Annotated in this window: 24 protein-coding genes and 1 pseudogene; 3 read left to right on the top strand and 22 right to left on the bottom strand. The window is 64.2% G+C overall.

Translation table 11 applies throughout. The features are described from left to right. Nucleotides 1–148 precede the first annotated feature (148 nt). The 3 genes from B5F74_RS11620 to B5F74_RS11610 all read right to left on the bottom strand — a co-directional run bounded on the left by B5F74_RS11620 (nucleotide 149) and on the right by B5F74_RS11610 (nucleotide 3042). Nucleotides 149–1537 (bottom strand): phosphoglucomutase/phosphomannomutase family protein, encoded by a 1389-nt coding sequence (locus tag B5F74_RS11620; RefSeq protein ID WP_239283479.1) that lies wholly within the window; start codon nucleotides 1535–1537, stop codon nucleotides 149–151. A 132-nt stretch (nucleotides 1538–1669) separates the two neighbouring features. Then, complete coding sequence (locus tag B5F74_RS11615; protein ID WP_239283478.1) at nucleotides 1670–2614, bottom strand: homocysteine S-methyltransferase family protein; 945 nt, start codon at nucleotides 2612–2614, stop codon at nucleotides 1670–1672. 2 nt (nucleotides 2615–2616) lie between these two features. Continuing rightward, nucleotides 2617–3042 carry a metal-dependent transcriptional regulator gene (locus B5F74_RS11610; RefSeq protein WP_087202659.1) on the bottom strand — a complete coding sequence of 142 codons (426 nt, stop codon included), beginning with the start codon at nucleotides 3040–3042 and terminating at the stop codon, nucleotides 2617–2619. 334 nt (nucleotides 3043–3376) lie between these two features. On the opposite strand from B5F74_RS11610, the gene pepT reads away from it, so the two are divergent. Together pepT and B5F74_RS11600 are read left to right on the top strand one after the other, a co-directional pair. After that, a complete protein-coding gene (pepT, locus tag B5F74_RS11605) occupies nucleotides 3377–4621 on the top strand; it encodes a peptidase T (protein WP_087202657.1) in 1245 nt (414 codons plus the stop codon). Nucleotides 4622–4692: 71 nt separating this feature from the next. Further along, on the top strand, nucleotides 4693–5874 hold the full coding sequence (locus B5F74_RS11600) for an acyltransferase (RefSeq protein ID WP_158095784.1): 1182 nt from the start codon (nucleotides 4693–4695) through the stop codon (nucleotides 5872–5874). Between the two features lie 74 nt (nucleotides 5875–5948). Here B5F74_RS11600 and B5F74_RS11595 read toward each other — a convergent pair whose 3' ends face one another. From B5F74_RS11595 to purF, 19 genes are all read right to left on the bottom strand, one after another. Next, nucleotides 5949–7139, bottom strand: coding sequence for an LCP family protein (locus B5F74_RS11595; protein WP_087202653.1), 1191 nt, complete (start codon nucleotides 7137–7139; stop codon nucleotides 5949–5951). Nucleotides 7140–7152: 13 nt separating this feature from the next. Then, on the bottom strand, nucleotides 7153–8436 hold the full coding sequence (gene murA, locus B5F74_RS11590) for a UDP-N-acetylglucosamine 1-carboxyvinyltransferase (RefSeq protein WP_087202651.1): 1284 nt from the start codon (nucleotides 8434–8436) through the stop codon (nucleotides 7153–7155). A 99-nt stretch (nucleotides 8437–8535) separates the two neighbouring features. After that, nucleotides 8536–8934: an ATP synthase F1 subunit epsilon gene (gene atpC, locus B5F74_RS11585; protein ID WP_324608426.1), complete on the bottom strand. Its 399-nt coding sequence runs from the start codon at nucleotides 8932–8934 to the stop codon at nucleotides 8536–8538. A 3-nt stretch (nucleotides 8935–8937) separates the two neighbouring features. After that, nucleotides 8938–10371, bottom strand: a complete 1434-nt coding sequence (atpD, locus tag B5F74_RS11580; RefSeq protein WP_066831222.1) for a F0F1 ATP synthase subunit beta — start codon at nucleotides 10369–10371, stop codon at nucleotides 8938–8940. Beyond that, nucleotides 10371–11282, bottom strand: a complete 912-nt coding sequence (gene atpG / locus B5F74_RS11575; protein WP_087202649.1) for an ATP synthase F1 subunit gamma — start codon at nucleotides 11280–11282, stop codon at nucleotides 10371–10373. Before atpG ends, atpD begins: the two co-directional genes overlap by 1 nt. 15 nt (nucleotides 11283–11297) lie before the next feature. Further along, the gene (gene atpA / locus B5F74_RS11570) at nucleotides 11298–12902 is read right to left on the bottom strand and encodes a F0F1 ATP synthase subunit alpha (protein ID WP_066831212.1); all 1605 of its coding nucleotides are present in this window, start codon (nucleotides 12900–12902) and stop codon (nucleotides 11298–11300) included. 5 nt (nucleotides 12903–12907) lie between these two features. Then, nucleotides 12908–13381: a F0F1 ATP synthase subunit delta gene (locus B5F74_RS11565; protein WP_066831206.1), complete on the bottom strand. Its 474-nt coding sequence runs from the start codon at nucleotides 13379–13381 to the stop codon at nucleotides 12908–12910. Then, nucleotides 13374–13970: a F0F1 ATP synthase subunit B gene (atpF, locus tag B5F74_RS11560; RefSeq protein ID WP_066831203.1), complete on the bottom strand. Its 597-nt coding sequence runs from the start codon at nucleotides 13968–13970 to the stop codon at nucleotides 13374–13376. Before atpF ends, B5F74_RS11565 begins: the two co-directional genes overlap by 8 nt. A gap of 46 nt (nucleotides 13971–14016) precedes the next feature. Continuing rightward, nucleotides 14017–14211, bottom strand: coding sequence for an ATPase (locus B5F74_RS11555; RefSeq protein ID WP_066831200.1), 195 nt, complete (start codon nucleotides 14209–14211; stop codon nucleotides 14017–14019). A gap of 116 nt (nucleotides 14212–14327) precedes the next feature. Further along, complete coding sequence (atpB, locus tag B5F74_RS11550) at nucleotides 14328–15122, bottom strand: F0F1 ATP synthase subunit A (protein WP_066831197.1); 795 nt, start codon at nucleotides 15120–15122, stop codon at nucleotides 14328–14330. A gap of 36 nt (nucleotides 15123–15158) precedes the next feature. Further along, nucleotides 15159–15452, bottom strand: coding sequence for a hypothetical protein (locus B5F74_RS11545; protein ID WP_066831194.1), 294 nt, complete (start codon nucleotides 15450–15452; stop codon nucleotides 15159–15161). A gap of 228 nt (nucleotides 15453–15680) precedes the next feature. Beyond that, complete coding sequence (upp, locus tag B5F74_RS11540) at nucleotides 15681–16325, bottom strand: uracil phosphoribosyltransferase (protein ID WP_087202648.1); 645 nt, start codon at nucleotides 16323–16325, stop codon at nucleotides 15681–15683. 440 nt (nucleotides 16326–16765) lie between these two features. Next, a complete protein-coding gene (rpiB, locus tag B5F74_RS11535; protein WP_087202646.1) occupies nucleotides 16766–17218 on the bottom strand; it encodes a ribose 5-phosphate isomerase B in 453 nt (150 codons plus the stop codon). A 60-nt stretch (nucleotides 17219–17278) separates the two neighbouring features. After that, nucleotides 17279–18823, bottom strand: a complete 1545-nt coding sequence (gene glpK / locus B5F74_RS11530; RefSeq protein WP_087202644.1) for a glycerol kinase GlpK — start codon at nucleotides 18821–18823, stop codon at nucleotides 17279–17281. Between the two features lie 2 nt (nucleotides 18824–18825). Continuing rightward, complete coding sequence (locus B5F74_RS11525; protein ID WP_087202642.1) at nucleotides 18826–19524, bottom strand: L-threonylcarbamoyladenylate synthase; 699 nt, start codon at nucleotides 19522–19524, stop codon at nucleotides 18826–18828. A 208-nt stretch (nucleotides 19525–19732) separates the two neighbouring features. Next, nucleotides 19733–20890 (bottom strand): HemK/PrmC family methyltransferase, encoded by a 1158-nt coding sequence (locus B5F74_RS11520; RefSeq protein WP_087202640.1) that lies wholly within the window; start codon nucleotides 20888–20890, stop codon nucleotides 19733–19735. Nucleotides 20891–21237: 347 nt separating this feature from the next. Beyond that, entirely contained in the window at nucleotides 21238–21894 is a 657-nt protein-coding gene (gene purN / locus B5F74_RS11515; RefSeq protein ID WP_066831346.1) for a phosphoribosylglycinamide formyltransferase, read from the bottom strand. Nucleotides 21895–22063: 169 nt separating this feature from the next. Further along, nucleotides 22064–23167 (bottom strand): phosphoribosylformylglycinamidine cyclo-ligase, encoded by a 1104-nt coding sequence (gene purM / locus B5F74_RS11510; RefSeq protein ID WP_066831179.1) that lies wholly within the window; start codon nucleotides 23165–23167, stop codon nucleotides 22064–22066. 367 nt (nucleotides 23168–23534) lie between these two features. Next, nucleotides 23535–25205, bottom strand: coding sequence for an amidophosphoribosyltransferase (purF, locus tag B5F74_RS11505; protein WP_087202638.1), 1671 nt, complete (start codon nucleotides 25203–25205; stop codon nucleotides 23535–23537). 428 nt (nucleotides 25206–25633) lie between these two features. Between purF and B5F74_RS11500 the strand changes: the two are divergent. Then, nucleotides 25634–26327 (top strand): annotated as a pseudogene (locus B5F74_RS11500) (hypothetical protein); the annotation flags it as partial.

Genomic DNA, 26327 nt, shown 5'->3' with positions numbered 1-26327 from the left:
GTTCTCAAGGTGCCCGCCTGCGCGGCCCCGCCGCGCGGCAAGGAGTTATATTGCCAGAACCGGGCGGCCCCGGGGGCGGGAATCCGGCGCTCCACAGGGTCTACACATACTTAAGTTTTCGCCTTCGGGCTGATCGCCCCTATGCCTCCTAATCGAACTTCAAGTGCGCCATATCCGTTCCCGCATCAAGGAGCTCGTCTCTCATCTCCACCGTCTGCGCTTCTGCATACACGCGCACAAGCGTCTCGGTTCCGCTTGGACGCAGCAGCAGCCATGATTCATCCTCGAATTCAAGGCGAAGGCCGTCCATATGGCTTACGCGCACCGGCTCCCTTCCAGCCACGCTTCGAGGGTTGATTCCCGGCAGCATGGTCCTCAGGGCCTCGATGTCTTCGTACTGGAGGCGCAAGTCCCTCCTCGCATAGCTCGTCGAACCCAGCGCATCCTCAAGCTCTTCGACGAGCTCAGCAAGGGTCTTTCCCGACTTCGCCATGAGCTCGCACAGAAGCAAAGCCATGAGCAGGCCATCGCGCTCGGGGAAGTGGCTCGGTATTCCGAAGCCGCCGGTCTCCTCGCCTCCGATAAGCACGCCGCCCTTGAGCATCTCCATATATATGTATTTGAAACCTACGGGCTTCACCACATAACGGCAACCGAGCGCGCGGGCAACCCGCCTCGTCAGAAGCGAGGACGCAAGCCCGAGAACCACGCGCCCCGACATGCCGCGGTTCCGCACGAGATGGCCGAGTATCAAAGAGAACAGCTTGTGCGCGTTAACGAAGCGACCCTTTTCGTCGACCGCTCCCACGCGATCGGCATCGCCGTCGTTGATGAGGCCACAGCAAGCGCCCGCTTCCACCACCGCCTGCTCGCAATCATCGACCCACGGCTCGATCGGTTCGGGACGCATGTCCTCCATATCCTCATCGGATTCACCATGGATCTCGTCAACTTCAACCCCCAGCGCACCGAGCACGGCGGGCAGATAGCCGCGCGCCGCACCGTACATCGGGTCATACACAATATGAAGATGGGCGTTCGCGATCGCGTCGCCGTCAACGAGCGACACCAGGGCGTCAAGGTACGGCGTGGTGAAGTCTACGATGTCGATGGGACCGCGCAGGTCGGTCGGCTCGGGGCCCACCGCCCGCTCGACCTCCGAGACGAATTCCGTTGAGCCGGCGCCCCCGTCGGCGACACGAAACTTGACGCCCAGATAGTCCGCCGGATGATGGGAGCCCGTTATCATGAGGCCTCCGCACGAACGGGCGTCATGGGATATCGTCCACGATAGGGCCGGGGTGGGCGTGTAGCGATCGGATAGCTTTACCACGAGACCGTGGCCGGCGATCACGCGAGCCGCGAGACGGGCGAACTCATCGGCGCCGGGGCGCGTATCGTATCCAACGTATACGATGGCGCCTGGGTGGGACTGCGCCCACAGAGAAGCCGCCGCATCCGCGACGCGAACCACGTTTTCCTCGGTGAACTCACCGTCGCGGCGAGCCCTCCAACCGTCTGTTCCAAATCGAATCATGGCGCCCATGGTCTCATTGCCCCCGTATGGCGTGCATACTACTCAGCATCTTGACTATACCCAGCCCGAACCGATGCAGTCAGCGTTCAAAAGGTCAACAAGTCGGATGCGCGCATCCCGCACGTCGCGCCGCTATATATCCAGCACGCCGGCAAGCGTGCAGGTCGTCAGCACGCCGGCGCCGCAGCACGACCCGACGATGCGGGCCCCATCGGCGCGCCACTGCTCGCAGGCGCGGGCAAACGCCTGGGGATCTTCATGCCACGTCAGCGACCCGTCTTCTCCGCGATGGGGGTACCCCGCGTTCGGCCGCACCGAAACGGGCAGGTCCGTCGCGCGCGTCATGCGCGGAACCGCCTGGGTCGCAGCCTCGATCGAACAGCAGTTGATTCCAACCGAATAGGCGCCGAGCTCCTGGGCCCTCATACAGGCCGCTTCGATATTCAGGCCATCACCCAGCAGGTTCCCCTCGTCGCCGATGGCGAAACTCACCAGCACGGGCATGCCGTCGGCCACATCGGATGTGCCCGCAATCGCAGTCTCCAGATCCCGCAGGGCGGTAAACGTTTCGAGCATGATGCCGTGCGCCCCCGATGCGAGCAGGGCATATGCCTGCCTTCGGTAGGCAGCGCGTGCGCGGCGATACTCCTCGGAATCCTCTTTGAGCCAAAATATACCGTTCGACCCCATCGAGCCCAAGACGCACGGGGCGCCGGCCCGCTTTGCGCAGTTCACGGCGGCGCTGTTCACGCGCTCGACGGTGTCGGCGATCTCATCGCGCGCCAAAGCCGATTCGTTCGCCTGAAAGGTGTTGGTGAGCATAAGGTCGGCGCCCGCGGCGCGATAGAGCCAGTGCAGGCGGGACACTTCTTGGGGATCGCCAAGATTCCAATAGGCGGCCGGCACATCCTGGCCGCCCGGCTGGCTCATCAACGCCGAGCCCATCGGGCCCTGCATCAACAGCGAGCGCTCGGCAAGCGTCTCGTCGAGCCAGTCTGCGCCCGTGCGATCATACGAGCTCGTATCGAATGACAGCTGCCCGTCCTGAGGCATGTCCGCCTGCCCGTGCCCCGACACGACTACTCCTCACCAACCGAGATGCCCTGGTCCTCAAGATAATTCAGCCAGCGACGCATCGTGTCCTCGGATAGGGCGTGCTCCATCATGCATGCCTCGGCATCTGCCCGCTCGAACTCGACGCCCAGCTCCTGAACCAAAAACGTACGCAGCAGTCGGTGGCGATACCATACCGCCTGGCCCAGTTCGCGGCCGGGTTCGGTCAGGACGACCTTGCCGTAATGCGACTGTTCGACCAGCCCCTGCTCTTTGAGCACGGTCACCGCCTTGTTGACCGAAGCCTTTGAGACGTTGAGCTGCTGGGCGATATCGACCGAACGAATCCCTTCGCCCTGCACGCCCTCCTGCTCCAGGCGGACCATGCACTCGAGGTAGTCTTCGTTAGCGACGGTGAGATGCAGCTTGCGCGAAACATCGGTGGTATCCATGGGGCCATCCTCTCGTTGTACATTCAAGTTAGTTTAGCGCATTCGATCGGGAAGCACCGATGAATTGCCTGCGCGCTGAGCAGCCCCTCAGCGGGAAGAACGCCGGTGTAGACGGTAGCGGCACGGACGCCCACCGCATGACCGGCGGGCACTGGATGAATTATCGGTGTTTCCCCAGAGTCGTTGGCGCCGTCGCATCGCGCTAGGGAGACACTGATTACTTGCTTTCGCGGCGAACGTCCTCGTGCCGGGCACCTGCCGCGGAGCACATGAACAGCGGCTTTTTGGAACAGCCCTGACCGTATGGCCCGTCATGAGAAAAGGGGGATCTTACATGGATCAACCGAACCAGTCCGACGTTCTCGAACGCTTCTTGCGATACGTCCGAGTCACGACGCAATCAAGCGAAGAGCACTGTGATGTCGTGCCGTCCACGGCATGCCAGTTTGACCTGGCAAACCTTCTCGCCGACGAGCTGCGCGGACTCGGAGCCCTCGATGTGGAGGTCAGCGAGCACGCCTATGTCACCGCTCATATCCCGGCGAGCCCGGGGGCCGAAAACGCCCCGCGCCTCGGACTGATCGCGCATCTCGACACCACCGAGGCCGCCCCGGGCGACGGCGTGAACCCCCATGTCGTTCATTACGAGGGCGGCGATCTCGTATGCGGCGTCGTCGATGGCAAAGAGGTCTCCATCAACCCCTCCAAGATCCCCGCGCTCGACGAGGTCGCGGGCGAAGACCTCGTGTGCTCCGACGGCACCACGCTTTTGGGCGCGGATGACAAGGCGGGCGTCGCGGAGATCATGGAGCTCGTCGCCCGCATCTCTCAAGACCCTCTGCTCCCCCACCCGCCGCTCGGCATCTGCTTTTGCCCCGACGAGGAGATCGGCCATGGCGCGGAGCTGCTCGATATCCCCGCTTTCGGCTGCGCGTTCGCCTATACCGTCGACGGGGGCCCTATCGGCGAGCTCGAGTACGAATGCTTCAACGCGGCCGATGTCACGGTGAGCTTCGAGGGCTTCTCCATCCACCCGGGGGACGCCAAGAACCGCATGGTCAATGCCTCCAACCTGTTCGTTGAATTCCACACCATGCTCCCCGCAGTCGAACGCCCCGAGCACACCGAGGGATATGAGGGCTTCATCCATCTTTGCGGCATCAGCGGCACGGTCACGCACGCCACCGCACGCTATATCGTCCGCGATCACGATGCCGAGCGTTTCCAGCAGAAGCTCGACATGATGGAGCGCGCTGCGGGCTTCGTCAACGACCGCCTGGGAGAAGAGCGCGTCTCCGTCGAGATCAAGCCCCAGTACCGCAACATGGCAGAGGTTGTCGCGGGCTACCCGGAGCTGATCGACCGCGCGCGCAACGCGTTCGAGACGACCGGCGTCCCCTGCCGCATCATTCCCATCCGCGGCGGTACGGACGGCGCCCAGCTCTCGTTTAGGGGCCTTCCCTGCCCGAACCTCGCCACCGGCGCCTACTGCTGCCACGGGGTCAACGAGTTCATCCCCGTCTCCTCGTTGGAGAAGATGGTCGACGTCCTGCAGGCCCTCGTCGCCCAGTTCATCTAGATACGGTCGCGCCCGCGACCGAGCCGGCGGATGCGCGCTCGGCCGCAGGCCATGCCCGAGATAGGAGCATGATGGCACACAAGACCCCGCGCAACGTGCGCATCGAGTCCCTGCGGCTGTTCGCCATCGTCGCCATCGCGGTGTTTCACACCTTTCAGCCGCTCTTTTCGCAAGCCACCGCCTGGGCGCTTGCGGGAGACGAGGGGGCTCGATGCGCCGCCGCGGCAGCAGGCGACATCGCCGCCATCGTCGCCGCATCTCCCGTCGCCGTGGGGGCACTCGGATTCATCAACCTCTTCGGGGCCTTTGGAAACTGCATCTTCTTTATGATCTCGGGATACTTCCTGATTCCCCGCTGCGCGCAGGCGTCACGAGATGAGGGGTACTGGCGCATCCAGGGCGTGAATACGCTCAGGAGGGCGGGCGTCATTCTCATCTCGGTCGCCCTCTATGCGCTGCTCGCACTCGCCATCGGACGGTTCATAACCCCCTTGCCCGGCATATCGCTCCACGAGACAGGATGGCTTTTGGGAGGCCTCGAGTTCATCTGGGTGTACCTCGCCGTCATGGTCGTCTCGCCGCTCGTCGGCTGGGCCTGGGAGCGCTGCCGTGCGCGAACTCCGGCGGCGCTTTCCCTTGTGGTTCTCATTTACCTGGTCAACGCCTATATCGCCTTCATCTCTCCGGGAGACGCGGAGCGCGGTCTGCTCGAATGGCGCAAGCTCATGAGCGCGGTCACTTATTTCGCCGCGTTCCTGATCGGAGGGCTGATCGCCCAGCGCGCACTGCACCCGGCAACGGGACGACGCGTCCGCGTTGCGGCCCTCGTCGCCTTCGCAGGCGCGCTGTGCGTCGAGATCGCCCTTTCGGTTGCGGGGCATGTCGACATCCTCGTGGCGACCTCGTTCAAATCGACATCGGCGATATCGTGCGCGCTTGCAGCCATCTCGTTAGCCGCCCGCGCCCAGCCAGCCCGCAGCGCCGCATCTCGGCGCGACGCCCTCATCCGTTCGGCGGCCTCATCGATTCTTGGATTCTATATCCTGCAATCCATGCTGTATTCGCTCTGGCGAGGCGGCATGGATCTCCTTCTTGCCGACGCGGCGCGATCGATCGGAGCGCAAGACACCGTTCTGTGCATATGCGCCGTCCTCGGAGCGGGACTCATCGGCAGCCTGCTCGTCGTAGCCGGCTTTCTTGCGATCGACCATGTGGTCCGCAAGCCGTTGCTGCGCGCCCTTCGCCTCGAATAGCCAAGCCGGTCGCGCCATCGATCGGAAATGGGGGCGGCGACCTCGTCGGTCGCCGCCCCCATGCTCTGTCAAGGCTATTCAGCCGTCTCGTCAGAGGACGTAGATGAGCCGTCGTCGGATTCGCTGCTACTGGAAGACGAGCTCGTCTCGGCCGTACCGTACGCCCAGTCGTCGGAGGAGTTGTTCGCCAGATCGCCGATCGTGGCAGATTCACCGCCCGAACCCATGCTCTGGGGGCCTTGCGGGTCTTTGCCCGCATCGACGCGCGCCATCATCTCTTCCAGCTTGTCCTCGTGTACGAACACGTAGCTCTGGCCGTCGATATACGTATCTTCGCCCGCCCACGAGGGAAGGTTCGCCGACCAGATCTCATCGGTGTTCATGCCGCGCATCGCGTTGACCAGCGACAGGATGTCCTGCGGGGAAAGGTCGGTCACGACCATGGAGGACAGCGAGTCGATGATTCCGCCGATGTTGGCGATGTTCAACTCGTTCAGGATCTTGTTCGCGAGCGCCGCGAGCACCTGGCGCTGATGGCGCATGCGCGTGTAGTCGCCGTCGATGTACTGATAGCGAGCGCGCGCGTAGGTGAGCGCCGTGGCGCCGTCCATATGCTGCCATCCGGGCTCAATGGTGATATCGAGATGCTCGGGGTCGTCGACGCCGTCGGTCGCGTTGATATCGATGCCACCGACCGCATCGATCAGCTGCTGCATGCCCTCGAAATTGATTTCCGCATAATGGGAGATCTCGACGCCGCACAGCTCGTTGACGGCGCGCACCATGCCCTCGGCGCCGTCGTAGGTATGCGCCGCGTTTATCTTCATGGTCTCGCCGTTGTATTCGATCTTGGTGTCACGAGGGATGGAGATGAGGGTTACCTGCTTATCCGGAGCGTCGATACGCGCCAGGATGATCGAATCCGCGCGGTACGCATCCTCGCCCGGACGACCGTCCGTGCCCAGCAGCAGCATGTAGAACGGCTCCTGGGAGATATTCGTATCGAACAGCAGGTCCGTGAGGCCGGACGTGATGATGCTGCTGTTGTTCAGCCTGCCGGTAATCGTGGAGAACCACATGCCCGCAGCCGTGCCCACGAACGCGAGCAGGGCGACCAGCGTCACCACGACCGCCCGCCGAATCCGCTTGCCCCGACGGCGCTGGCGTGCGCGCTCGGAGTAGCGCCCCACGTTGTCGCGGCTATAGATTCGGCTCGCCGCCCCCGTGCTGGGGCGCCTCGTTTCCTGTACCGGCTTTTTCTTCATACGGCTACCTGCTTTAGTCGTCGAGAGGATCGGGGACGTTTACGCGCTCCACATGCGCTCCGAAATGCACCAGCTTTTCCACGAAGTGCTCGTAGCCGCGGTCTATGTGGTGGATAGCCGACACCTCGGTTCGGCCGTCGGCGACAAGGCCCGCCACCACCAATGCTGCGCCTCCGCGCAGATCGGGCGAAACCACCTGGGCGCCCGAAAAACCCGGAACCCCGTGGATCATGGCGTGGTGGCTCTCTATGCGGATATCAGCACCCATGCGGACAAGCTCGGAGGCGAACATGAAGCGGTTCTCGAAGATGTTCTCGGTAATCACCGAGGTTCCCTCAGCAAGGGCGGACAGGACCATGGCCTGCGCCTGCATATCGGTCGGGAATCCCGGGAACGGCAGCGTCTGAATGTCCACGGGCTTGATGCGCTCGGCGCGATGCACGCGCACGCCGCCGCCGAGGCGGTCGATCTGGATGCCCATGAGCTCGAACTTCTTGATGACCATACCGAGATGGTTGGCGTTGAATCCGTTCACCTCGATGCCGTCGTCATCCGCCTGGAGCGCGCCGGCCACGATGAACGTGCCCGCCTCGATTCGGTCGCCGATCACGCGATGGGTGACGGGGTGGAGCTCGTCGACACCCTCGATCTGGACGACCGGCGAACCGGCTCCCACGATCTTGGCCCCCATCTCGTTCAGCATGTTCGCGAGGTCGACGATCTCGGGCTCGCGGGCGGCATTGTCGATGACCGTGGCGCCCTTGGCGCGCACCGACGCCATGATGAGGTTCTCGGTCGCGCCGACGCTCGCGAACTCGAGCGTGACCGTCGTGCCGCGCATGCCGCCCGTCGCGTCGGCATAGATATAGCCGTGATCGGTGTCGAACGTGACGCCGAGCGCCTCCAGGCCCAAGATATGCATGTCGATCTTGCGCGCGCCAAGGTTGCAGCCGCCGGGCATGGCGATCTTGGCACGTCCGCAACGGCCGAGCAGCGGGCCCATGACCGCCGTGGACGCGCGCATCTTGGCCACGAGCTCATAGGGGGCTTCCCATGAGTGAACGTTGGTCGTATCGATAGCCAGGCTGTGCTCGTCGACGACATCGATGGTCGCGCCGAGGCGCTTGAGCACTTTGCCCATCACGTGAACGTCGGAGATGTTCGGCACATTCTCCAAGATGGTCTTACCGGGGGCAAGCAGCGTTGCGGCCATGAGCTTGAGCGCCGAGTTCTTGGCACCCGAGACATGGACGCTCCCGTGGAGCCTATGTCCGCCCTCAACGCGAATGATGTCCAAGCGCGTTCCCTTCAATAGGTATACAAAACATGCCCGGAGGCCAGGCCCCCGGGCATGATGCTTTCCTGACGTATGCTGCAGTATTCCGGCGCGTGAACGCTACGAATCGAGAAGCAGCTTACACCATGCTATTTCATTATAGAGGTAGGCGCGGTGTGCATCGTTCTCCGACAAAACGCTCAACTGGTCTTCAAAACCTTTAATCTTGGCTTGAACCTCATCCGCGTCGACGAGGGCCAGATCTTGAGCGCGATCGGCAAGCACGATGATGACGTCGCCGGCAATCTGCACGTACCCGCCGCTCACGGCGAACGTGCGGTCGACCTGCCCCATCTTCTCGTTGCACACGCGCACGTACCCAGGACCGATGGTGCTGATCTCGCTCGCGTGCAACGGCGCGACGCCCGTCTCGCCATCGGTGGTCGGAAGCGTCACGAACGCCGCCTCCCCATCGTAGGGACATGAATCCGGACACACGATGCGCAGCTCCATAGGCATGGCTTACGCCTCCATCTTCGCGGCGCGCTCGCGCACGTCATCGATGGTGGACGCGTAGCGGAAGGCCTGCTCGGGCAGATCGTCGCACTCGCCGTCGACGATAGCGGCGAACGAGCGGACCGTATCGCCCACGCGCACGTAGACGCCCGGGTTGCCCGTGAACTTCTCCGCCACATGGAAGGACTGGGAGAGGAACTGCTGGATCTTGCGGGCACGGCTGACCGTGAGCTTCTGCTCGTCGGAAAGCTCGTCCATGCCGAGGATCGCGATGATGTCCTGAAGGTCGGAGTACTCCTGCAGGATCTCCTGAACCTTGACGGCAACACGGTAGTGCTCCTCGCCCACAACCGCAGGATCGAGCGCGTCCGACGTGCTCGCCAGCGGGTCGATAGCCGGGAACAGGCCCAAACTCGAGATGCTGCGCGACAGAACGGTCGTTGCGTCGAGGTGCGTGAAGGTGGTCGCCGGCGCGGGGTCGGTCAGGTCGTCTGCGGGGACGTAGACCGCCTGGACGGAGGTGATGGAGCCCGTCTTGGTGGAGGTGATGCGCTCCTGCAGGTCGCCCATCTCGGTGGCGAGCGTCGGCTGGTAGCCCACCGCCGACGGCATGCGGCCGAGCAGGGCCGAGACCTCAGAACCCGCCTGGGAGAAGCGGAAGATGTTATCGATGAACAGCAGCACGTCCTGACCGCGATCACGGAAGTACTCGGCCTCCGTGAGGCCCGCCAGGCCGATGCGCAGGCGCGCTCCGGGCGGCTCGTTCATCTGACCGTAGACCAGGCAGGTCTTGTCGATGACGCCCGACTCGTTCATCTCGAGGTACAGGTCGGTACCCTCGCGGGTGCGCTCACCCACGCCCGTGAAGACGGACGTACCGCCATGCTCCTGGGCCAGATTGTTGATGAGCTCCTGGATGAGCACCGTCTTGCCGACGCCGGCGCCGCCGAACAGGCCGGTCTTGCCGCCGCGGATGTAGGGCTCCAGAAGGTCGACCGCCTTGATGCCGGTCTCGAAGATCTCGGTCTTGGTCGTCAGCTCATCGAAACTCGGCGCGGGATGGTGGATGGGATAGTAATCCTCCACCTCCGGCATGGGCTTGCCGTCCACGGGCTCACCCATGACGTTCCAGATGCGCCCGAGCGTCTGGTTGCCGACGGGCATCTTCATGGGGGCGCCGGTGTCGACGGCCTCGATGCCGCGCTGCAGGCCGTCCGTGGAGGACATGGCCACGCAGCGGACGACGCCGCCGGGAAGCTGGCTTTCCACCTCGAGGATGGTTTTGATGCGACCGACGGGCGTCTCGGCGTCGACGACCAGGGCGTTGTAGATGCCCGGGACGCCCTGCTTGAACTTGACGTCCACGACCGGGCCGATGATGCGGACGATGCGTCCGACGCCGGCGGTCGTCTCGGTCGGGGCAACGATGGTATCTGCCATTAATATTCCTCCAATGCAGCGGCGCCACCGACGATCTCGTTGATCTCGGTCGTGATGGACGCCTGGCGCACGCGATTGTAGGTGCGCGTGAGCTCGGCGATGATGGCGCTCGCGTTCTCAGTCGCGGAGTGCATGGCCTTGCGGCGCGCACCCTGCTCGGCCGCGGCGGAATCGATCAGCGCCTGGTGGACAACGGTCAGCACGTAGCTCGGTATGAGCCGGGAAAGCACATGGCTAGCACTCGGCGCGTACTCAAACGGCGACGTCAGGCGCTGAGGAGCCTGCGCCTCGTTTGCGCGCGGGCCGCGAGCGGTGTGCAGGACCTCGCTGTCGAGCGGCAGGATGCGCTCTTGGCGAAGAACCTGGTCCACGCGGTTGCGCGCGTGGTAGTAGATGATGTCCACGCGGCCGAACTTGCCGCTCGCAAAGCCGTCGCACACGTAGCTCGCGATGACGCGAGCGCGCTCGAGGGTCGGGTCGTCCGACTCGCCCTCCACCGCCATGACGACATCGTCGTAGTGGCGGAAGTACTCGCATGCCTTGCGCCCGCACGTGATGAGCTCGATGCGCTTGGCGCCGTGGCGGCGAAAGTGGTCCAGGCGCTTTTCGGCCGCGCGCTCGACGGCGACGTTGAAGCCGCCGGCAAGGCCGCGGTCGGAGTTGATGACGATCAGCAAGGCGCAGTCGTAGGTATTCGGGTTCACCAGCAGAGGCGAGCTCGGGCCGGCGGCGGTGTCGCCGGCCACGGTGAGCATCACGTCGGTGATGGCGGCGCGATAGGCCTCCGACTGCTTCTCGCGATTGAGGGCGCGTCCGATCTTAGCCGTCGAGACCATCTCCATGGTGCGCGTGATCTGCTCGGTGGTGGACACCGAGTTGATGCGCTTCTTTATTTCGCGGAGGTTGGCCATGGGGCTCGAGTCTCCTTACGCATTCCCGTCGCCTGCGCCAGCGCCGTTTTGGGCGCGCGCGGCGATGAACTGGTTCTTGTAATCGGCGATAGCCTGCTCCAGCTTGCCTGCGACCTCGTCAGAGAGCTTGGCGTCGCCGATCTGCGACAGCAGGCCGGAATAGGCGCCGTTCAGATACTTGATGAGCCCGTCGCGGAACGGAAGCACCTCGGTGATGTCCAGGTCATCCAGGAAGCCCTTGTTGCCGGCGAACAGCGCGCTCACCTGATCGGCCACGGCCATGGGGCGGAAGCGAGGCTGCTTGAGCAGCTCCGTCATGCGCGCGCCGTGCGTGAGCTGATGCTGCGTCGCGGCATCGAGGTCGCTGCCGAACTGGGTGAAGCCCTGAAGCTCCTGGTAGCCGGCCAGATCGAGGCGCAGATTGCCCGCAACCTGCTTCATGGCCTTGGTCTGGGCGTCGCCGCCCACGCGCGACACCGAGATGCCGACGTCGACCGCGGGGCGCTGTCCCTGGAAGAACAGGTCGCTTTGCAGGTAAATCTGGCCATCGGTGATGGAGATCACGTTGGTGGGGATGTAGGCCGACACGTCGCCGTCCTGCGTCTCGATAAGCGGAAGGGCCGTGAGCGAGCCGCCGCCGTTTTCGTCGGACAGCTTGCAGGCGCGCTCCAGCAGACGGGAGTGCAGGTAGAAGATGTCGCCGGGGTAAGCCTCGCGTCCCGGCGGACGACGAAGCGTCAGGGACATCTGACGGTAGGCGACAGCCTGCTTGGACAGGTCGTCATAGACCACCAGCACGTGGCCGCCCGGATTGGATGCGCTCGCGGGCTCGCCGTTCTCCCCGTTGTACATGAAGAACTCGCCGATGGCGGCACCCGCCATCGGAGCGATGTACTGCATGGGCGCCGAATCGGCGGCGGTTGCCGACACGATGATGGTGTAGTCGAGCGCGCCGTGGTTGGCGAGCGTCTCGCGGATGGTCGCAACCGTGGACGCCTTCTGGCCGATTGCGACGTAGATGCAGACCATGCCCTTGCCGCGCTGGTTGATGATGGCGTCGATGGCGATGGCGGTCTTGCCCGTCTTGCGGTCGCCGATGATCAGCTCGCGCTGACCGCGGCCGACCGGAACCATGGCGTCGATGGCGAGCAGTCCGGTCTGGACGGGCTCGCACACGGGCTTGCGCGCGATGACGCCGGGGGCCTTGAACTCGATGGGACGGCGATGCGTCGCGTTGATGGGACCGCGGCCGTCGATCGGCTGGCCGAGCGGGTTCACCACGCGGCCGAGCATGCCGCGGCCGACCGGGATGTCCATGACGCGGCCGGTGGTACGGCAGGCGTCGCCCTCCTTGATGAGCTCGACATCGCCGAACAGGACGGCGCCGACCTCGTCGCGGTCGAGGTTCTGGGCCAGGCCGTAGACGGTCTTGCCCGTCGCGCTGCTCGTGAACTCGAGCAGCTCGCCCGCCATGGCGCGCTGAAGACCGGCGACATGCGCGATGCCGTCGCCGACCTCGGCGACCGTGGACACTTCCTGCGTGTCGACAGTGGCGTTGAGATCAAGGAGGCGCTGTTCCAGGACGCGCTCGATGTTCTGGGCGTTAATTGCCTCGGACATGTACGCTAAACCTCCCTCATGTTCGAATTCTGCGTCATGATCTTCCGCGCGTTCTCAAGCTGCGTGCGCACAGAGGCGTCGCGGCGCTGGCCGCGCGCGGACAGGATGATGCCGCCGATGATGGTGGGGTCCACATGCTCGATGAGGAACACGCGGGACTCCAGGTCGGATTCGCACTTCTGCGTGATGAGATCACGGAGCTCGTCGTCGAGCGGGATGGCCGTCGTGACGTGAACGCCCACGACATCCTGCTCTTCGTTGACCATCGAGCGGTACAGGTCGAGAACCTCGGGCAGGCGGTCGAGGTCGCCTTGCTCCGACATCTTGGCGAGCACCGCCAACACCTCGGGCGAGGCCTCCGACTGCGCGATAAGCGGTGCCAGGTTCTCGTAGACGTGATCTTCTGCCTTGGAGGCCTCCAGCAGCGTGCGCGCATAGGTCTCGAGCCGACGGCTCTCGATGCGGTCGCTACTAGGCATGGAGGCTACCCACTTCCGCTAGGTACTTCTTGATGAGCTCGCGCTGCTTCTCGGGGTCGTCGGCGAGCGCGTCGCCCACGATCTTGCCCGCGACGGCGACGGACACCTTGGCGATGGAGTCCGTGGCGCCCGCGTAGGCGCGCTTCAGCTCGTCGTCAGCACGGTCGTGCGCCTTGGTGATGATGTCCTCGGCCTCGGTATGGGCCTCGGCGACGATGCGGGCGCGCTCCTTCTCGGCGTCACCGCGGGCGGCGAGCACGATATCGGAAGCCTGGCGACGCGCGTCGGCGATGACCTCGTCGGCCTGCTTGCGGACCTCGACGGCATGGGCGCGAGCCTGGTTGGCCTCGTCCATGCTGTCCTCGATGGTCTTCTCGCGCTGCTCGAACATGGCCATAACGCTCGGCCAGGCGAACTTGCACAGAAGCAGCAGGATAATCAGGAAGATCACGAGTGCCGGCACGAACTCCGCAGCCTTGGGGATCAAGATCTCCGCGCCGTTGGACGTCTCCTCGGCGAATGCCATAGAAGGCGCCATGCATGCCGCTGCAGCAAGAATCGCAGACACACGGATGCGATCGAGTTTCATGGCTTCTACTCCCTTAACGACTGGTTGCATTCCCCAACGGGGCGGCTTACTGAACAACCAGCGCAACGACGAAGCCGATGAGCGCCAGCGCCTCAGCGAAGGCGGCGCCCATGATGAAGACGGTGAACGCGCGACCCTGGATCTCGGGCTGACGCGCCATTGCGTTCGCGCAGCCATATGCCGCAAGGCCGATTGCGAGGCCAGCGCCGATAACACCGAGGCCGTAACCGATAACTCCCACAATTCCTCCTTTAGTTGCATGCACTCTTCCGTGCATTCAGGAACTACCTGCTTATATCAAGCGCTTGCGCGCTCGGTACCGAACCTATGGGCCCGACGGGCCCGAGAAACGAAGCGCTACTCCGTCTCCTCCGCCTCCTGGATGTAGACGGCGGTCAGAATGGTGAAGACGTACGCCTGGACAAAGGCGACGAAGATCTCGATGGCGTAAATCACCAGCAAGATGAAGGCGAACAGCACGCCCGGAAGCGCCGCGAGCACGTTGGACGCGGTGACCTCCTGGAGCAGCGGCTGGGCGAACAGCGTGACCATGAGCGCGAAGGAACCCATGACGATGTGGCCGGCGAACATGTTGCAGAACAGACGGATGGCCAGCGTGATGGGGCGCAGGATGGTCGAGATGACCTCGATGAGCCACACGAGCACGTTGAGCGGGAACATGACGCCCTCGGGAGCCAAGCTCTTGAGGTAGCCGATGGGCCCGTGCGTGCGCACGCCGCAGGCGACGAAGTAGATGAAGACCACCACGGCGAGCGCCGCGGTCGTGGAGATCGTGCCGCTGCCCGGCTTCATGCCCGGGATGACGCCCACGACGTTGTTCGCAAGGATGAAGAAGAACAGCGTGGCCAGAAACGGGAAATGCTTCTTCCAGTTCTTGCCGATGATCTGCTGGCACACGTCGTCTTTGACAAACGAGATGCCCCACTCCATGAGGTTCATGAACACGCCGTGCGGAACGAGCGTGAGCTTCTTCACGAACACGAACATGAGAACAAGCAGCAAAACGGCGGAAACGCACAGCCAAAACGTGTACTGCGTCATGCCCATCATGAGGTCGCCCACGACGGGAATGGAATGGAACTCAGAGACGAGATGGTTGATCTCGCCAGGCAGCTGAGCAAACGCGTCCAAAACTAAACCCTCCTTGAGTACCGCTGCAGCGCGGTCTTATGACCGTCTGAGCGCAAGCGCGCACAACAGCGCAAGCATAGCAAAGTATCCTACTACCATCCCGACCGTAAAGGTCAAGAAACATTTCGGAATCACCATCCATGCAATCCCGCCCGCGACCATGAGGAACCCGAACGAGATGACGATGGACGCCATTCCGCGGCCGATACCGGCGCGCTTCGTTCCATGAAGCACGGGCATGACCGCGCAGAACATGGGCACGACGCCGATAGCGCCCACAAAAGCTCCACCGAAGCCGAATGCGATGTCGCAGCCTGCTGCGAGCGGCATGGCAGCCACGTCCCTTCCGTCTATGATACTGTGCGACAGCATAGCCGACCTACGATGCCGATGACGCATGGGGCTCAACCAATGGATGGAGCCCGCTTGTCGACGAGCGGCCTTGTTGCATGCGAATCGGGAAGGCCGCACCCTCGCACCTGCCGTCACCGCGCCTATCCATGGCGTCAGGCACGACGGCCCGATGCAAGGGTCGCGTGGCCGGCGCCTCCCCTGCGGCTACAGGGTCCCGAAGATGCGGTCCCCCGCATCGCCCAGGCCGGGCACGATGTACGCGGCCCCGTTCAGGCCCTCATCGATCGAGCAGGTGTACACCCGCACCTCGTCATCCGCCTCGAGCACGCGCGCCAGCCCCTCGGGCGCCGCGACGATGCACAGGAAGCGGATATCGGTCGCGCCGTGTGCGCGCAGGTACTGCAGCGCGGCCTCCGCAGAACCGCCCGTCGCGAGCATGGGGTCCACGACCAGGCAGGTGCGCTCGGCGATATCTCGGGGAAGCTTGGCATAGTACTCATGGGGCTCGTGCGTCACCTCGTCGCGGTACATCCCCAGATGCCCCACGCGCGCCGCCGGCACCAGATCGAGCACCCCGTCAACCATGCCGAGCCCGGCGCGCAGGATCGGCACGACGGCGAGCTTTCGACCGGCGATGCGCTTCGCGGTCGTCGCGCTAATCGGCGTCTCGATCTCAACATCCTCGAGCGGCAGATCGCGCGTCGCCTCGTAGCACTCAAAATGCGCGAGCTCTCGAACGAGATCCCTGAATTGCTTGGTCCCCGTCCGCTTGTCGCGCAGGATTCCAAGCTTGTGCTGTACCAGCGGGTGGTCGACCACCGCAACACGAGACCGATCAAACTCCACCATCAAACAACCCTCCAGCCGCATTCCGACTCTTTCGTATAGACATATATGTAGGTGCAGGCGATCCGCCGACAAGCGCGCCCCCATGGGACGACGCCCGGTTTGCAAAAAGAGCGCCCCTTGACAGGGCGCTCGGTCGGCGGGGAAACCGGCACCATATGCCCTATACCCGATCTGCCGGCGCATAGCCGCCGCACCGAAGACGAGAGGGCGCGGCCGATCCGCATCTCCCCCGCCGTCATGCGCAGGCGCCCGGCACAGGGCCGACCGCCGCGGAATGAATTGGTCAGGGTTTCCCAGGGAAACACCGATTGATTGCTTTCGCAGCGGGCGTCTCCGTGGCGAGGCGGATGCAGGCGAAGGCGAGGAAGGCACAGTGGGGCTGCGCCGACGCAGCCTGAGCCCGCAGGCGCCCGCCACGGGGGCGCCAGGCGCGGAATGAATTAATCGGTGTTTCCCTGATCCAAATCCATGACCTTCGCCACACGCTGCGCGTGCCGTCCGCCCTCAAAATCAGTGGAGAGGAACACGCGAAGGATCTCCTTGTTGACCTCAGGGTCGGTAAAGCGTCCGGACAGACAGATGACGTTGCCGTCGTTGTGGCGACGGAACAGGTCGGCGAAATCGGGCGTGACGATCGAGGCGGCGCGGATGCCGGCCACCTTGTCGGCGGCAAGCGCCATGCCGATGCCGGTTCCGCACACGAGCACGCCGCGGTCGGCATCGCCGGAGGCCACCGCATGCGCCACCTTCTCCGCATAATCGGGATAGTCGACCCGGTCGTCTGTGGCGGGGCCCAGGTCCTGGACATCGACGTCGAGCTCTTGGGCCAAAAAGTCGGCGAGCATCTGCTTTTGCTCGAATCCGGCATGGTCGGAAGCGATGGCAACGCGCATGGCTTGTTCCTTTCCAGTCGTCAGGCCTCCTGATATATCAGCATGCGATGGAGGCCGGTATCACTGTATCACGGTTCGCGATCTCGCCACGGCATCGTGCCAGCCCGAAAGGCAATGTGCGATCTCTTCGTCGCTGCCCTGCGGCTCGAAACGGCGCCCGAGCGCATGGTCGGCGACCAGCTCCTCGCGGTCCTCCCAGTATCCGACAGCCAGACCGGCGAGATACGCCGCCCCGAGCGCCGTCGTCTCCACCGCCTCCGTCTGCACGACCGGAATACCCAGAAGGTCCGCCTGGAACTGCATGATGAACTCGTTGCGCGACGCCGCCCCGTCGACCGAAAGCTCGGAAAGCTTCATGCCCGCGTCGGCCTGCATGGCGCGCAAGACGTCATAGCTCTGGTACGCCATGGACTCGCATGCGGCGCGCACGAGCGTGGAGCGATCGGATGCCGCCGTCAGGCCCGTAATCAGACCGCGCGCCATGGGATCCCACCAAGGGGCGCCCAGGCCGCTGAACGCCGGAACGAGATAGCAGCCGTCGTTGCTCGACACCGACCGCGCGATATCGGCCGTCTCGCGTGCGCTGGAGATGATCCCGAGCTTGTCGCGAAGCCACTGGATGATGGATCCGGCATGGAAGATCGAGCCCTCGAGCGCGTAGGAGACCGTCCCGCCCTCTGCGATGCCGATGGTAGAGATGAGGCCGTTGCTCGAATGCACGACCTCGTTCCCGGTGTTCATGAGCATGAAGCAGCCGGTGCCGTACGTGTTCTTGGTGTCGCCGCGATCGAAGCAGCAATGGCCGAAGAAGGACGCCTGCTGGTCCCCGGCAACGCCGGCGATGGGAGGCATGTGCGTCATGACCTCGCTCGACACATGACCGAAATCACCCGAGCTCCACCGGACCTCGGGCAGCATCGAGCGCGGCACGCCCATGATCTTCAGCAGCTCGTCGTCCCACTCAAGCGTATGGATGTTGTAGAGCATCGTGCGGCTCGCGTTGGTCATGTCCGTGGCATAGACCAAGCCGTTCGTCAGGTTGTAGATGAGCCAGGTGTCGATCGTGCCGAACATGAGCTCGCCGGCCTCGGCGGCCTCGCGCGCGCCGCTCACGTTGTCCAGGATCCACTTGATCTTCGTGCCCGAGAAGTACGGGTCGAGCTTGAGGCCGGTCTTCTCGCGCACGACGTCCTCGTACCCAGCGGCGATGAGCTCGTCTACGATGGGGGCCGTGCGGCGGCACTGCCAACCGATCGCGTTGTAGATGGGCTGACCGCTGTCGCGATCCCACACCACGCACGTCTCGCGCTGGTTGGAGATGCCGATCGCCGCGATGCGGTCGGAATGGATGCCGCTTTTGAACTGGACTTCGGCCATCACGGCGATCTGAGAGGCGAGGATCTCCGTGGGATCCTGCTCGACCCATCCGGGATGCGGATACGTCGTCTTGATGGGCTTCGACGCCTGCGCGACGATGCAGTCGTACTCGTCGACGATGATGGCGCGCACCGATGTGGTGCCCGAGTCGAGCGCCATGATATAGCTGGCGCCGGGCAGGGTCCCGACGCGATCGACCAGACCGAGATTGTTAAAAAGGAAAGCCATGGCTAATGCACCTTACGATAGGAAACGGAACAGGAAGCGAGGGCGGACTCGATGTCTGCGGCGGACAAGGCCCCCTGCCGGATGATGTCCAGCTCGCCATCGAACAGCGACACGATGGTCGACGCATCGTGGCAAACGGTCTCGCCTGCATCGATGGCGGCGTCAACCCCTGCAAGAATGCGAGCCTCCACCTGCGCAAACGATGCCGGCGCGGGAGCTCCGTGCGTATTGGCGCTCGTTACGGCCAGCGGCGAGCCGCATGCGCGGACAAGCGCCTGGACGACAGGAGACGCCGACGCGCGCAGCGCAACCGTGCCGTCCGCAGCCCGCATGAACCGCGGAACGCGATCGGAGGCCTTGACGATCAGGGTCAGGGCGCCGGGCCAAAACGCACGGGCCAGCACGTGGACGCCCTCGGGAACATCTACGCCGAACGCATCGAGGTCGCGCTCGCCGGCAACGAGCCAGGGAACGGTCTGGCGGACGTCACGCCGCTTGAGTGTGAAGATGCGGCCGTACCCGGTCGCGGGCGCGGGCGCCTCGTCCCCCGACGACGCATATGCGCCGATCGCCACGCCGATGCCGTAGACGGTCTCCGTAGGCGTCAGGATGAGACCGCCCGCGGTCAGAACCTGCGCCGCATCGCGGATAGCCAGAGGATGCGGGCCGGAGCCTCCGCCCACCCGATAGATCCGCTGCATGCGACGACCACTCCCTTTGCCTTCGTCCGTTTTGCGTAAACGATTTATCAGCGCGCGGTAAACGCGCCCCGCTGCATTGTCTCACGCCGCGGCCGCAGGGAGCCGGAATCGACTCAACCCAGCAGACAAGCGGGTAATATTCTCGGCAAAGGGCCGAAAGTATGTACGTGATATGTGATTCGGGCCAAGCGATTTTTGCGGCGCGCCCCTACGCGCGGCGAGCGAAGCGCTCGCGAGCCGCAAGCACCGCCGCTTCGGGCACGACAGCGAGAATGATGCGCGGGCGCCCGGCAAGGTCGCTCACGATCCGCACGTTCTCGAATCCCGCCTGACGGCAGATGCCGGCAGCGGCATCGAGCGCCGTCTCGTGAAGCTCGCATGCGAGCAGGCCGCCCGGACGCACCATGCTCGGCGCGGCATTGACCAGTCGACGGAAGATATCCAAGCCGTCCTCCCCGCCCTCGAGGGCGAGCTCCGGCTCGTATGCGGCCACCTCCTGCGGCAGCTGCTTCATCACCGACGTCGGGATATAGGGCGGATTGGAGACTAAAACATCGAAGGTCCCCCACTCCGTTTGACGGTCGAGCGGAGAGACGAGGTTACCCTCTCGGAAATCAACGACCTCGGCGCCTATGCCGAGCGCATCGCGGTTGCGGCACGCCAGCGCGACGGCGCGAGGCTCTATGTCGGTCGCGATGCAGCGAACGCGCCCGGGACGCTCGGCGGCAAACGACAGCGAGATGCAGCCCGTCCCGCACCCGACCTCGAGAATACGGGCGCAGCGGGGCTCGCTCCCCTCCGCATCGGCCTCCCCTTCGAACCCGTCCACGTCATCGTCGGGTCGGTCCTCAGGCAGACCGTCCCCATCCGGTTTTGGGCCGTCATCTTCGGACTCGGCAGCATCCTGACGCGCCTTCTCGGCGGCAGCAGCCTCCTCCGCGCGGCGGGCCGCCTCGACCTCAGCGTTCCAAGGCAGCGCGGCCCGCTCTCGGCGCGATGCCCCGTCCGCCTCGCCGAACACATCGCGGTCGATGAACGCGAGGACCTCTTCGACGAGCATCTCGGTCTCGGGACGCGGGATCAAAACGCCCGGCTCGCAGGCGACGTCGATGATCCGGAACTGCGTATCTCCCGTGATGTACTGCAGCGGCTCGCCCTTTGCGCGGCGAACGACCGACCGGTGCATGCGATCGAGTTCTTCGGGCAGCAAAGGTCTATCAAAGCTCATGTAGAGCTGGGTGCGCGACAGCCCGAGAATTGACGAAAGCATCCACTCAGCCGAAACCCGCGGCTTCTCGATACCCTTGCCGCCCAGATATTCGTTCGTCCAGTCGAGGCAACGCTTTACTGTCCAGGTCTCGCTCATGGTTCGCTCCGTCCGTCGGGCCTTCGTTCTCCAGCGATTCTATAGCACGTTCACCCGAGGCGACCGACAAAACGCCCGATTGCAGCCTTCTGGGCCTTATGGCACACCCAACCTGCACCGCCTTGCATACAACCCGGCTTTTCCTTATCGCCGTGCAACATCGAAGGCCCTCGCGGAACCGGGCCGATTGCCCGTCCAGCCACCTCCACGAACGTGCAAATCGGGGACGTACCTGTTGCGTGCATGCATGCACGCAACAGGTACGTCCCCGATTTGCACGGTGGCCGAAAAAAGGGCCCGGCATCGATGCCGGGCCCGAGGGAAACGCTGGTCTTTTCGCCGCGGCGCTATTCCTGAACGGCGACGGTGAGGTTCTCGCGCACATGGATGCGGCCGTCTGCAAGCAGCTGGACCACATGCGGGTACAGCTCGTGCTCGATCTCGTGGATATGGGCCTCGAGCGTATCGATGTCCCACCCCTCTTCGACCGCAAGCGGTCGCTGGGCGATGATCGGGCCCGCATCGTAGGCGGCGTTCGCAAAGTGAACCGTCACGCCCGTCACCTTGACGCCGCGCTCGTAGGCGTCAGCGATAGCGTGCGCGCCCGTGAAGCTCGGAAGCAGCGCGGGATGCAGGTTCACGACGCGGTTGGGGAACGTCACGAGCAGAGGCGCGTGAACCATGCGCATGTAACCCGCCATGACCACATATTCCACGCCATGCTCCAGTAGCTCATGGGCGATGACCTCGTCGGCGGCAATGGGATCGGCGTAGATCTCCTTGGAGAGCGTGAGCGTCTGGATGCCCGCAGCCTCGGCGCGCTGGAGACCCTTGGCCGAGGGCCGGCTTGCCACGACAAGCTCGATCTTGGCGTTGAGCGACCCGTCGGCGATGCGGTCGATGAGCGCCTGGAGGTTCGTTCCCGAACCGGAGATGAGCACGCCGATCTTCAACGGCTCGAGCGGCTCGCCCGCCGCGCGCGCAGCGGCACGATGAGCCTGGATCTCGTTGCAGTCGGGGAAGTGCGGCGCCTCGTCGGCCGGCTCCAGCTCCTCGATGGCCTTCTTGAGGGCGCGCTTGAGCTCCCCGTCCACGTTGGCGTTGAAGAAGGCGTCGCTCGGAAGCGCCTCGGGCGGCAGGCCGGCCTCCTCGACCAGCCTGCGGTACTCGTCGCTACTGCTCATCCGAATACACCACCTTGCCGGAGCCCGCAACGCACGTGCCGACGCGGAAGGGATGCTCGCCCATCGCCTCGAGCTTCTCGGCGATGGCAGCCTCGTCCTCAGGGGCGCAGATGATGCACAGGCCCACGCCCATATTGAACGTCTTGCAGGCCTCGTTGGGGGCGAGCTCGGCATGCTCGGAAACGTAAGTGATCACCGGCGGGACGTCCCAGCCCATCGCGGCGCCATCGCGCGTCACCACGGCATCGACGTCGTCGGCGAGCGCGCGGTTGAGGTTCTCGGTGATGCCGCCGCCGGTGATATGGGCGATCGCATGAACCGGGGCACCGGAGCGCAGCAGCTCGAGGATGGGCTTCACATAGATGCGGGTAGGCGCCAGCAGGGCGTCGGCGAGACTCAGACCGGGTGCGACCTCGATACCCTCAAGCTCGGCCTTCTTGGCCGCGGCCTCGGGCGTGCCCGGCACGATGCCGTCGACACCGATGACCTTGCGCACAAGCGAGTACCCGTTGGAGTGGACGCCGGTGGAAGGCAGGCCGAGGATGACATCGCCGGGACGAACGTTCGCCGGATCGAGCATCTTGGGGCGGTCGACGACGCCCACGGCAAAACCCGCCAGGTCGTAGTCATCCGGGCGCATGACGCCGGGGTGCTCGGCCATCTCGCCGCCCACCAGCGCACAGCCCGCGAGCTTGCAGCCGTCCGCCACGCCGCGCACGATCTTTGCCATGTGCTCGGCCTCGATATGGCCGATGGCGATGTAGTCGAGGAAGAACAGCGGCTCGGCGCCCGAGGCGAGAATGTCGTTCACGCACATGGCGACCAGGTCCTGGCCCACGGTCTCGTGACGATCGAGAATCTGGGCGAGCACGAGCTTGGTGCCCACGCCGTCCGTACCGGAAATGAGGATGGGGTCCTCCATGTCCTTTAGCGCGGACGCGGAGAACAGGCCGCCGAACCCGCCGATGCCGCCGACGACCTCGGGACGGTTGGTCTCGGCCACCATCTGCTTGATCGCATCGACCGCACGACCGCCCTCGGCGGTATCGACGCCCGCATCCTCATACGTCACGTGCTTGGTGTTCTCGCTCATCGGCGATCCTTTCCGGAGAAATCTTCAGATAGCCAAATCATAGCAGGTGCGCCGGGGCAGCACACGCCCGGCGAGCAAGCACCTTGCAGCGCGCATCTCTCAGATTAGCTACATCTCTCAGGCTATCTCTCAGTTATCTCTCAGATCTGAGAGATAACTGAGAGATAGCCTGAGAGATAGAGCGGGACATGGACCAAAGGTCCCTGAATTCGGCATCACCTCGAGAGCTGCTTTGAAGTGCAAATCGGGGACGTACCTGTTGCGTGCAAAAATGCACGCAACAGGTACGTCCCCGATTTGCACGATATGAGAGATGGAACGGCACGCAAGCCGGGGCTTCGGAATTTGGTATCAACTCACGGGCTTCTTACCGCTCGTGGTGCTCCTCCCAGCTGTGGTCGTGGTCCTTGACGCGCACGACATCGCGCGGGAGCACAGGGTTCTCGCTCAGGTTGCAGGGGTTGTAGCCGGGCATGAACTTGTCGCGCCCGAAGCTGTCGGGGATGGCTACGGGGTAGACGCCCGTGAAGCAGGCGGTGCAGTACCCGTGCACCGGGCAGCCCGCGCCGGCTGAGACGCCGGTTTCCGGCAGGCAGGCAAGCAGGCCCTCGACCGACAGGAAGCCGAGCGAGTCGGCGCCGATGAACGCGCAGATCTCCTCAACCGACTTGTTTGCGCTGATGAGCTGCGCCTGGACATCGGTGTCGATGCCGTAGAAGCACGGCCAGACGACCTCGGGAGAGTTGATGCGCACGTGCACCTCGGCCGCGCCGGCCTGGCGCAGCATCTTCACGAGCTGCACCATGGTCGTGCCGCGCACGATGGAGTCGTCGATGACCACGAGGCGCTTGCCGGCGATGTTGTCGCGCAGCGGATTCAGCTTCATGCGCACGCCCATGGCGCGAAGCTCCTGCGTGGGCGCGATGAACGTGCGCGCGACGTAGCGGTTTTTGATGAGGCCCTCGCCGAAGGGTATACCGCTCTCGCGGGCAAAGCCCTCCGCCGGCGGAAGGCCCGAGTCGGGCACGCCGATGACCATGTCGGCATCGACCGGGTTCTCCTGCGCCAGGCGCCGGCCCATGTCGTAGCGGCACGCGTAGACCGACTTGCCGCCCATGATGGAGTCGGGACGGGCGAAATACACCTGCTCGAAGATGCACTCGGCGCTCTCGGCGGCCGCGGGAACGCCCTGCTCGGACACCAGACCCGCAGCCGAGATGCGCAGGATCTCGCCGGGGCGGATATCGCGCACGTAGCGTGCGCCCACGATATCGAGCGCGCAGGTCTCGGAGGCGACGACCCAGCCGGACGCGGACGCGAGCGCGCCCTCGTCGCCGCTCGCATCGTCTGTCTGGGACGGCAGCGCCGAGACGGCGGAGGGGTCCACCTCGTCCAGGCCCTCGTCGACCAGCTTGCCCAGCACAAGCGGGCGGATGCCGTAGGGGTCGCGGAAGGCGTAGAGCGCCTGCTCGTTGATGAGCGTCATGGCGTACCCGCCGCGCACGAGCTCCATGGTCTTGCGGATGCCTTCGCGCAGATGGTGCGTCCGCTGGGTGAAGTAGCCGATGAGCTTGGCGGCCACCTCGGAATCGGAGTTGGAGAGGAACGGTACACCCAGCTCGATCAGCTGGCGACGCAGCTCGTCGGTGTTGACGAGCGTGCCGTTGTGGGCGAGCGCGATAATCACGTCGTTGATGGTGGACAGATGGGGCTGCGCCGCCTCCCAGCTCTTGGCGCCCGCCGTGCCGTAGCGCACGTGGCCGATGGCGAGCTGGCCGGTCAGCGTCGAGAGGTCCGCATCGGTGAACACCTGGTCGATAAGGCCAAGGTCCTTGCGCACCATCACCGTGCCGCCGTCGCCCACCGCGATGCCTGCGGACTCCTGGCCGCGATGCTGCAGCGCCTTGAGGCCGAAATAGGTGAGGCGCGCCACGTCGCGTTCGGGCGCCCACACGCCAAAGACGCCGCACTCCTCGTGCAGCGCGTCTTCGCGGGCGGATTCGCAAGTTGCCGGGGTATTCGTGATCTGTTGAGCCATGATCGTCCTTTGCGCACACGCGTTCTTGCGTAAAAATACCTGCACATTATGGCACGAACGAACCTGCTCACAGGCGTATGGAATATGTTGTCGATTGAAATTTACGCATGCGTCCCCGCGTAATGTGCGAAGGGGCGCGAAACCGGTTGCAGAGGCCTCGCACCCCAGCCATGCACATGCGCGAAGCGTATGTTTGTTTTCATCATACCCGACGCCGTCGAAGTTTTTTCGCAGCATGTTCGTACATGATGAAACCCCACAGTTTTTGCATGTCACACGCGGCACGGGGCCGACCGATGCGGAATGAATTGATCAGTGTTTCCCGAGACAACCGGTTCGGAGCACCCGTTCAGCCATAATTAAGAGGCTCGTGCGAAAGGCCGCCGCTCCGCGGGGTATCATCTCGCGCAACTACGTAAGGAGCCCCTGTGAACACAAACGCATCCGCCGCATCCGGCCTACCCGACTACGACCTGCCGGGCAACGGCCTCGATCCCAAGACCCCTACGCCCGAGGAACGCAAGCGCATCCCGCGCATCTACAAGGTATACGGCGCGCTGTGCCTCATCGACGGCATCGTCGCCCTGCCGCTCATCGTGCTGCTCATCGCAGTCGTGGGCATCGTGCTGGCGACCTCGCCCGAAAAGCTCAGCATCGCCGCGGACCCGACCCTCACCGTCGTCGTCACGGCCATCAACGTCATCCTCACGCTGGTGGCATCGGTCCTGCTCATCCGGTTCGGCCTCTCGCTCATCAAGAACCAGCGTCGCAACGCGGCGCTGTGGTCCGAGGCGCTCATCGCCATCACGCTTGCGCAGATCCTCGCCAACATCATGCTCAACGGCATCGGCGCCCACCTGATCCAGCCTGCCGTCCAGCTCGTCATCCTGCTGGCCATCTCCGTCACCATCGACCCGTCTTTGCGCGAGGAGCGCGATCTGCAGGCACGCCTGCGGAACATGCAGGAACGCGAGGCGGCGGAAGAGGGCATGCTCGGCCGCGACGAGACCGGCGAGGGCTATATCAAGCTCAACTTCTTCAACCTGTTCTGGGTATTCATGGTCTGCAGCGTCATCGGTCTCGTGCTCGAGATCATCTGGCACATGACCGTGGTCGACCCGG

This window comes from Collinsella sp. An271 (assembly GCF_002159695.1).
Taxonomy (GTDB): Bacteria; Actinomycetota; Coriobacteriia; order Coriobacteriales; family Coriobacteriaceae; genus Collinsella; species Collinsella ihumii.
The sequence above is the reverse complement of the archived record's forward strand: the minus strand, read 5'-3'. Positions and strand labels throughout refer to the sequence as shown.

Bases quoted from the DNA above. Each gene is read 5' to 3' on its own strand.
- B5F74_RS11620 (WP_239283479.1), bottom strand. From the start codon at position 1,537: ATGATTCGATTTGGAACAGACGGTTGGAGGGCTCGCCGCGACGGTGAG.
- B5F74_RS11610 (WP_087202659.1), bottom strand. From the start codon at position 3,042: ATGGATACCACCGATGTTTCGCGCAAGCTGCATCTCACCGTCGCTAAC.
- pepT (WP_087202657.1), top strand. From the start codon at position 3,377: ATGGATCAACCGAACCAGTCCGACGTTCTCGAACGCTTCTTGCGATAC.
- B5F74_RS11600 (WP_158095784.1), top strand. From the start codon at position 4,693: ATGGCACACAAGACCCCGCGCAACGTGCGCATCGAGTCCCTGCGGCTG.
- B5F74_RS11595 (WP_087202653.1), bottom strand. From the start codon at position 7,139: ATGAAGAAAAAGCCGGTACAGGAAACGAGGCGCCCCAGCACGGGGGCG.
- atpC (WP_324608426.1), bottom strand. From the start codon at position 8,934: ATGCCTATGGAGCTGCGCATCGTGTGTCCGGATTCATGTCCCTACGAT.
- atpD (WP_066831222.1), bottom strand. From the start codon at position 10,371: ATGGCAGATACCATCGTTGCCCCGACCGAGACGACCGCCGGCGTCGGA.
- atpG (WP_087202649.1), bottom strand. From the start codon at position 11,282: ATGGCCAACCTCCGCGAAATAAAGAAGCGCATCAACTCGGTGTCCACC.
- atpA (WP_066831212.1), bottom strand. From the start codon at position 12,902: ATGTCCGAGGCAATTAACGCCCAGAACATCGAGCGCGTCCTGGAACAG.
- B5F74_RS11565 (WP_066831206.1), bottom strand. From the start codon at position 13,381: ATGCCTAGTAGCGACCGCATCGAGAGCCGTCGGCTCGAGACCTATGCG.
- atpF (WP_066831203.1), bottom strand. From the start codon at position 13,970: ATGAAACTCGATCGCATCCGTGTGTCTGCGATTCTTGCTGCAGCGGCA.
- B5F74_RS11545 (WP_066831194.1), bottom strand. From the start codon at position 15,452: ATGCCGCTCGCAGCAGGCTGCGACATCGCATTCGGCTTCGGTGGAGCT.
- upp (WP_087202648.1), bottom strand. From the start codon at position 16,325: ATGGTGGAGTTTGATCGGTCTCGTGTTGCGGTGGTCGACCACCCGCTG.
- rpiB (WP_087202646.1), bottom strand. From the start codon at position 17,218: ATGCGCGTTGCCATCGCTTCCGACCATGCCGGATTCGAGCAAAAGCAG.
- glpK (WP_087202644.1), bottom strand. From the start codon at position 18,823: ATGGCTTTCCTTTTTAACAATCTCGGTCTGGTCGATCGCGTCGGGACC.
- B5F74_RS11525 (WP_087202642.1), bottom strand. From the start codon at position 19,524: ATGCAGCGGATCTATCGGGTGGGCGGAGGCTCCGGCCCGCATCCTCTG.
- B5F74_RS11520 (WP_087202640.1), bottom strand. From the start codon at position 20,890: ATGAGCGAGACCTGGACAGTAAAGCGTTGCCTCGACTGGACGAACGAA.
- purM (WP_066831179.1), bottom strand. From the start codon at position 23,167: ATGAGCGAGAACACCAAGCACGTGACGTATGAGGATGCGGGCGTCGAT.
- purF (WP_087202638.1), bottom strand. From the start codon at position 25,205: ATGGCTCAACAGATCACGAATACCCCGGCAACTTGCGAATCCGCCCGC.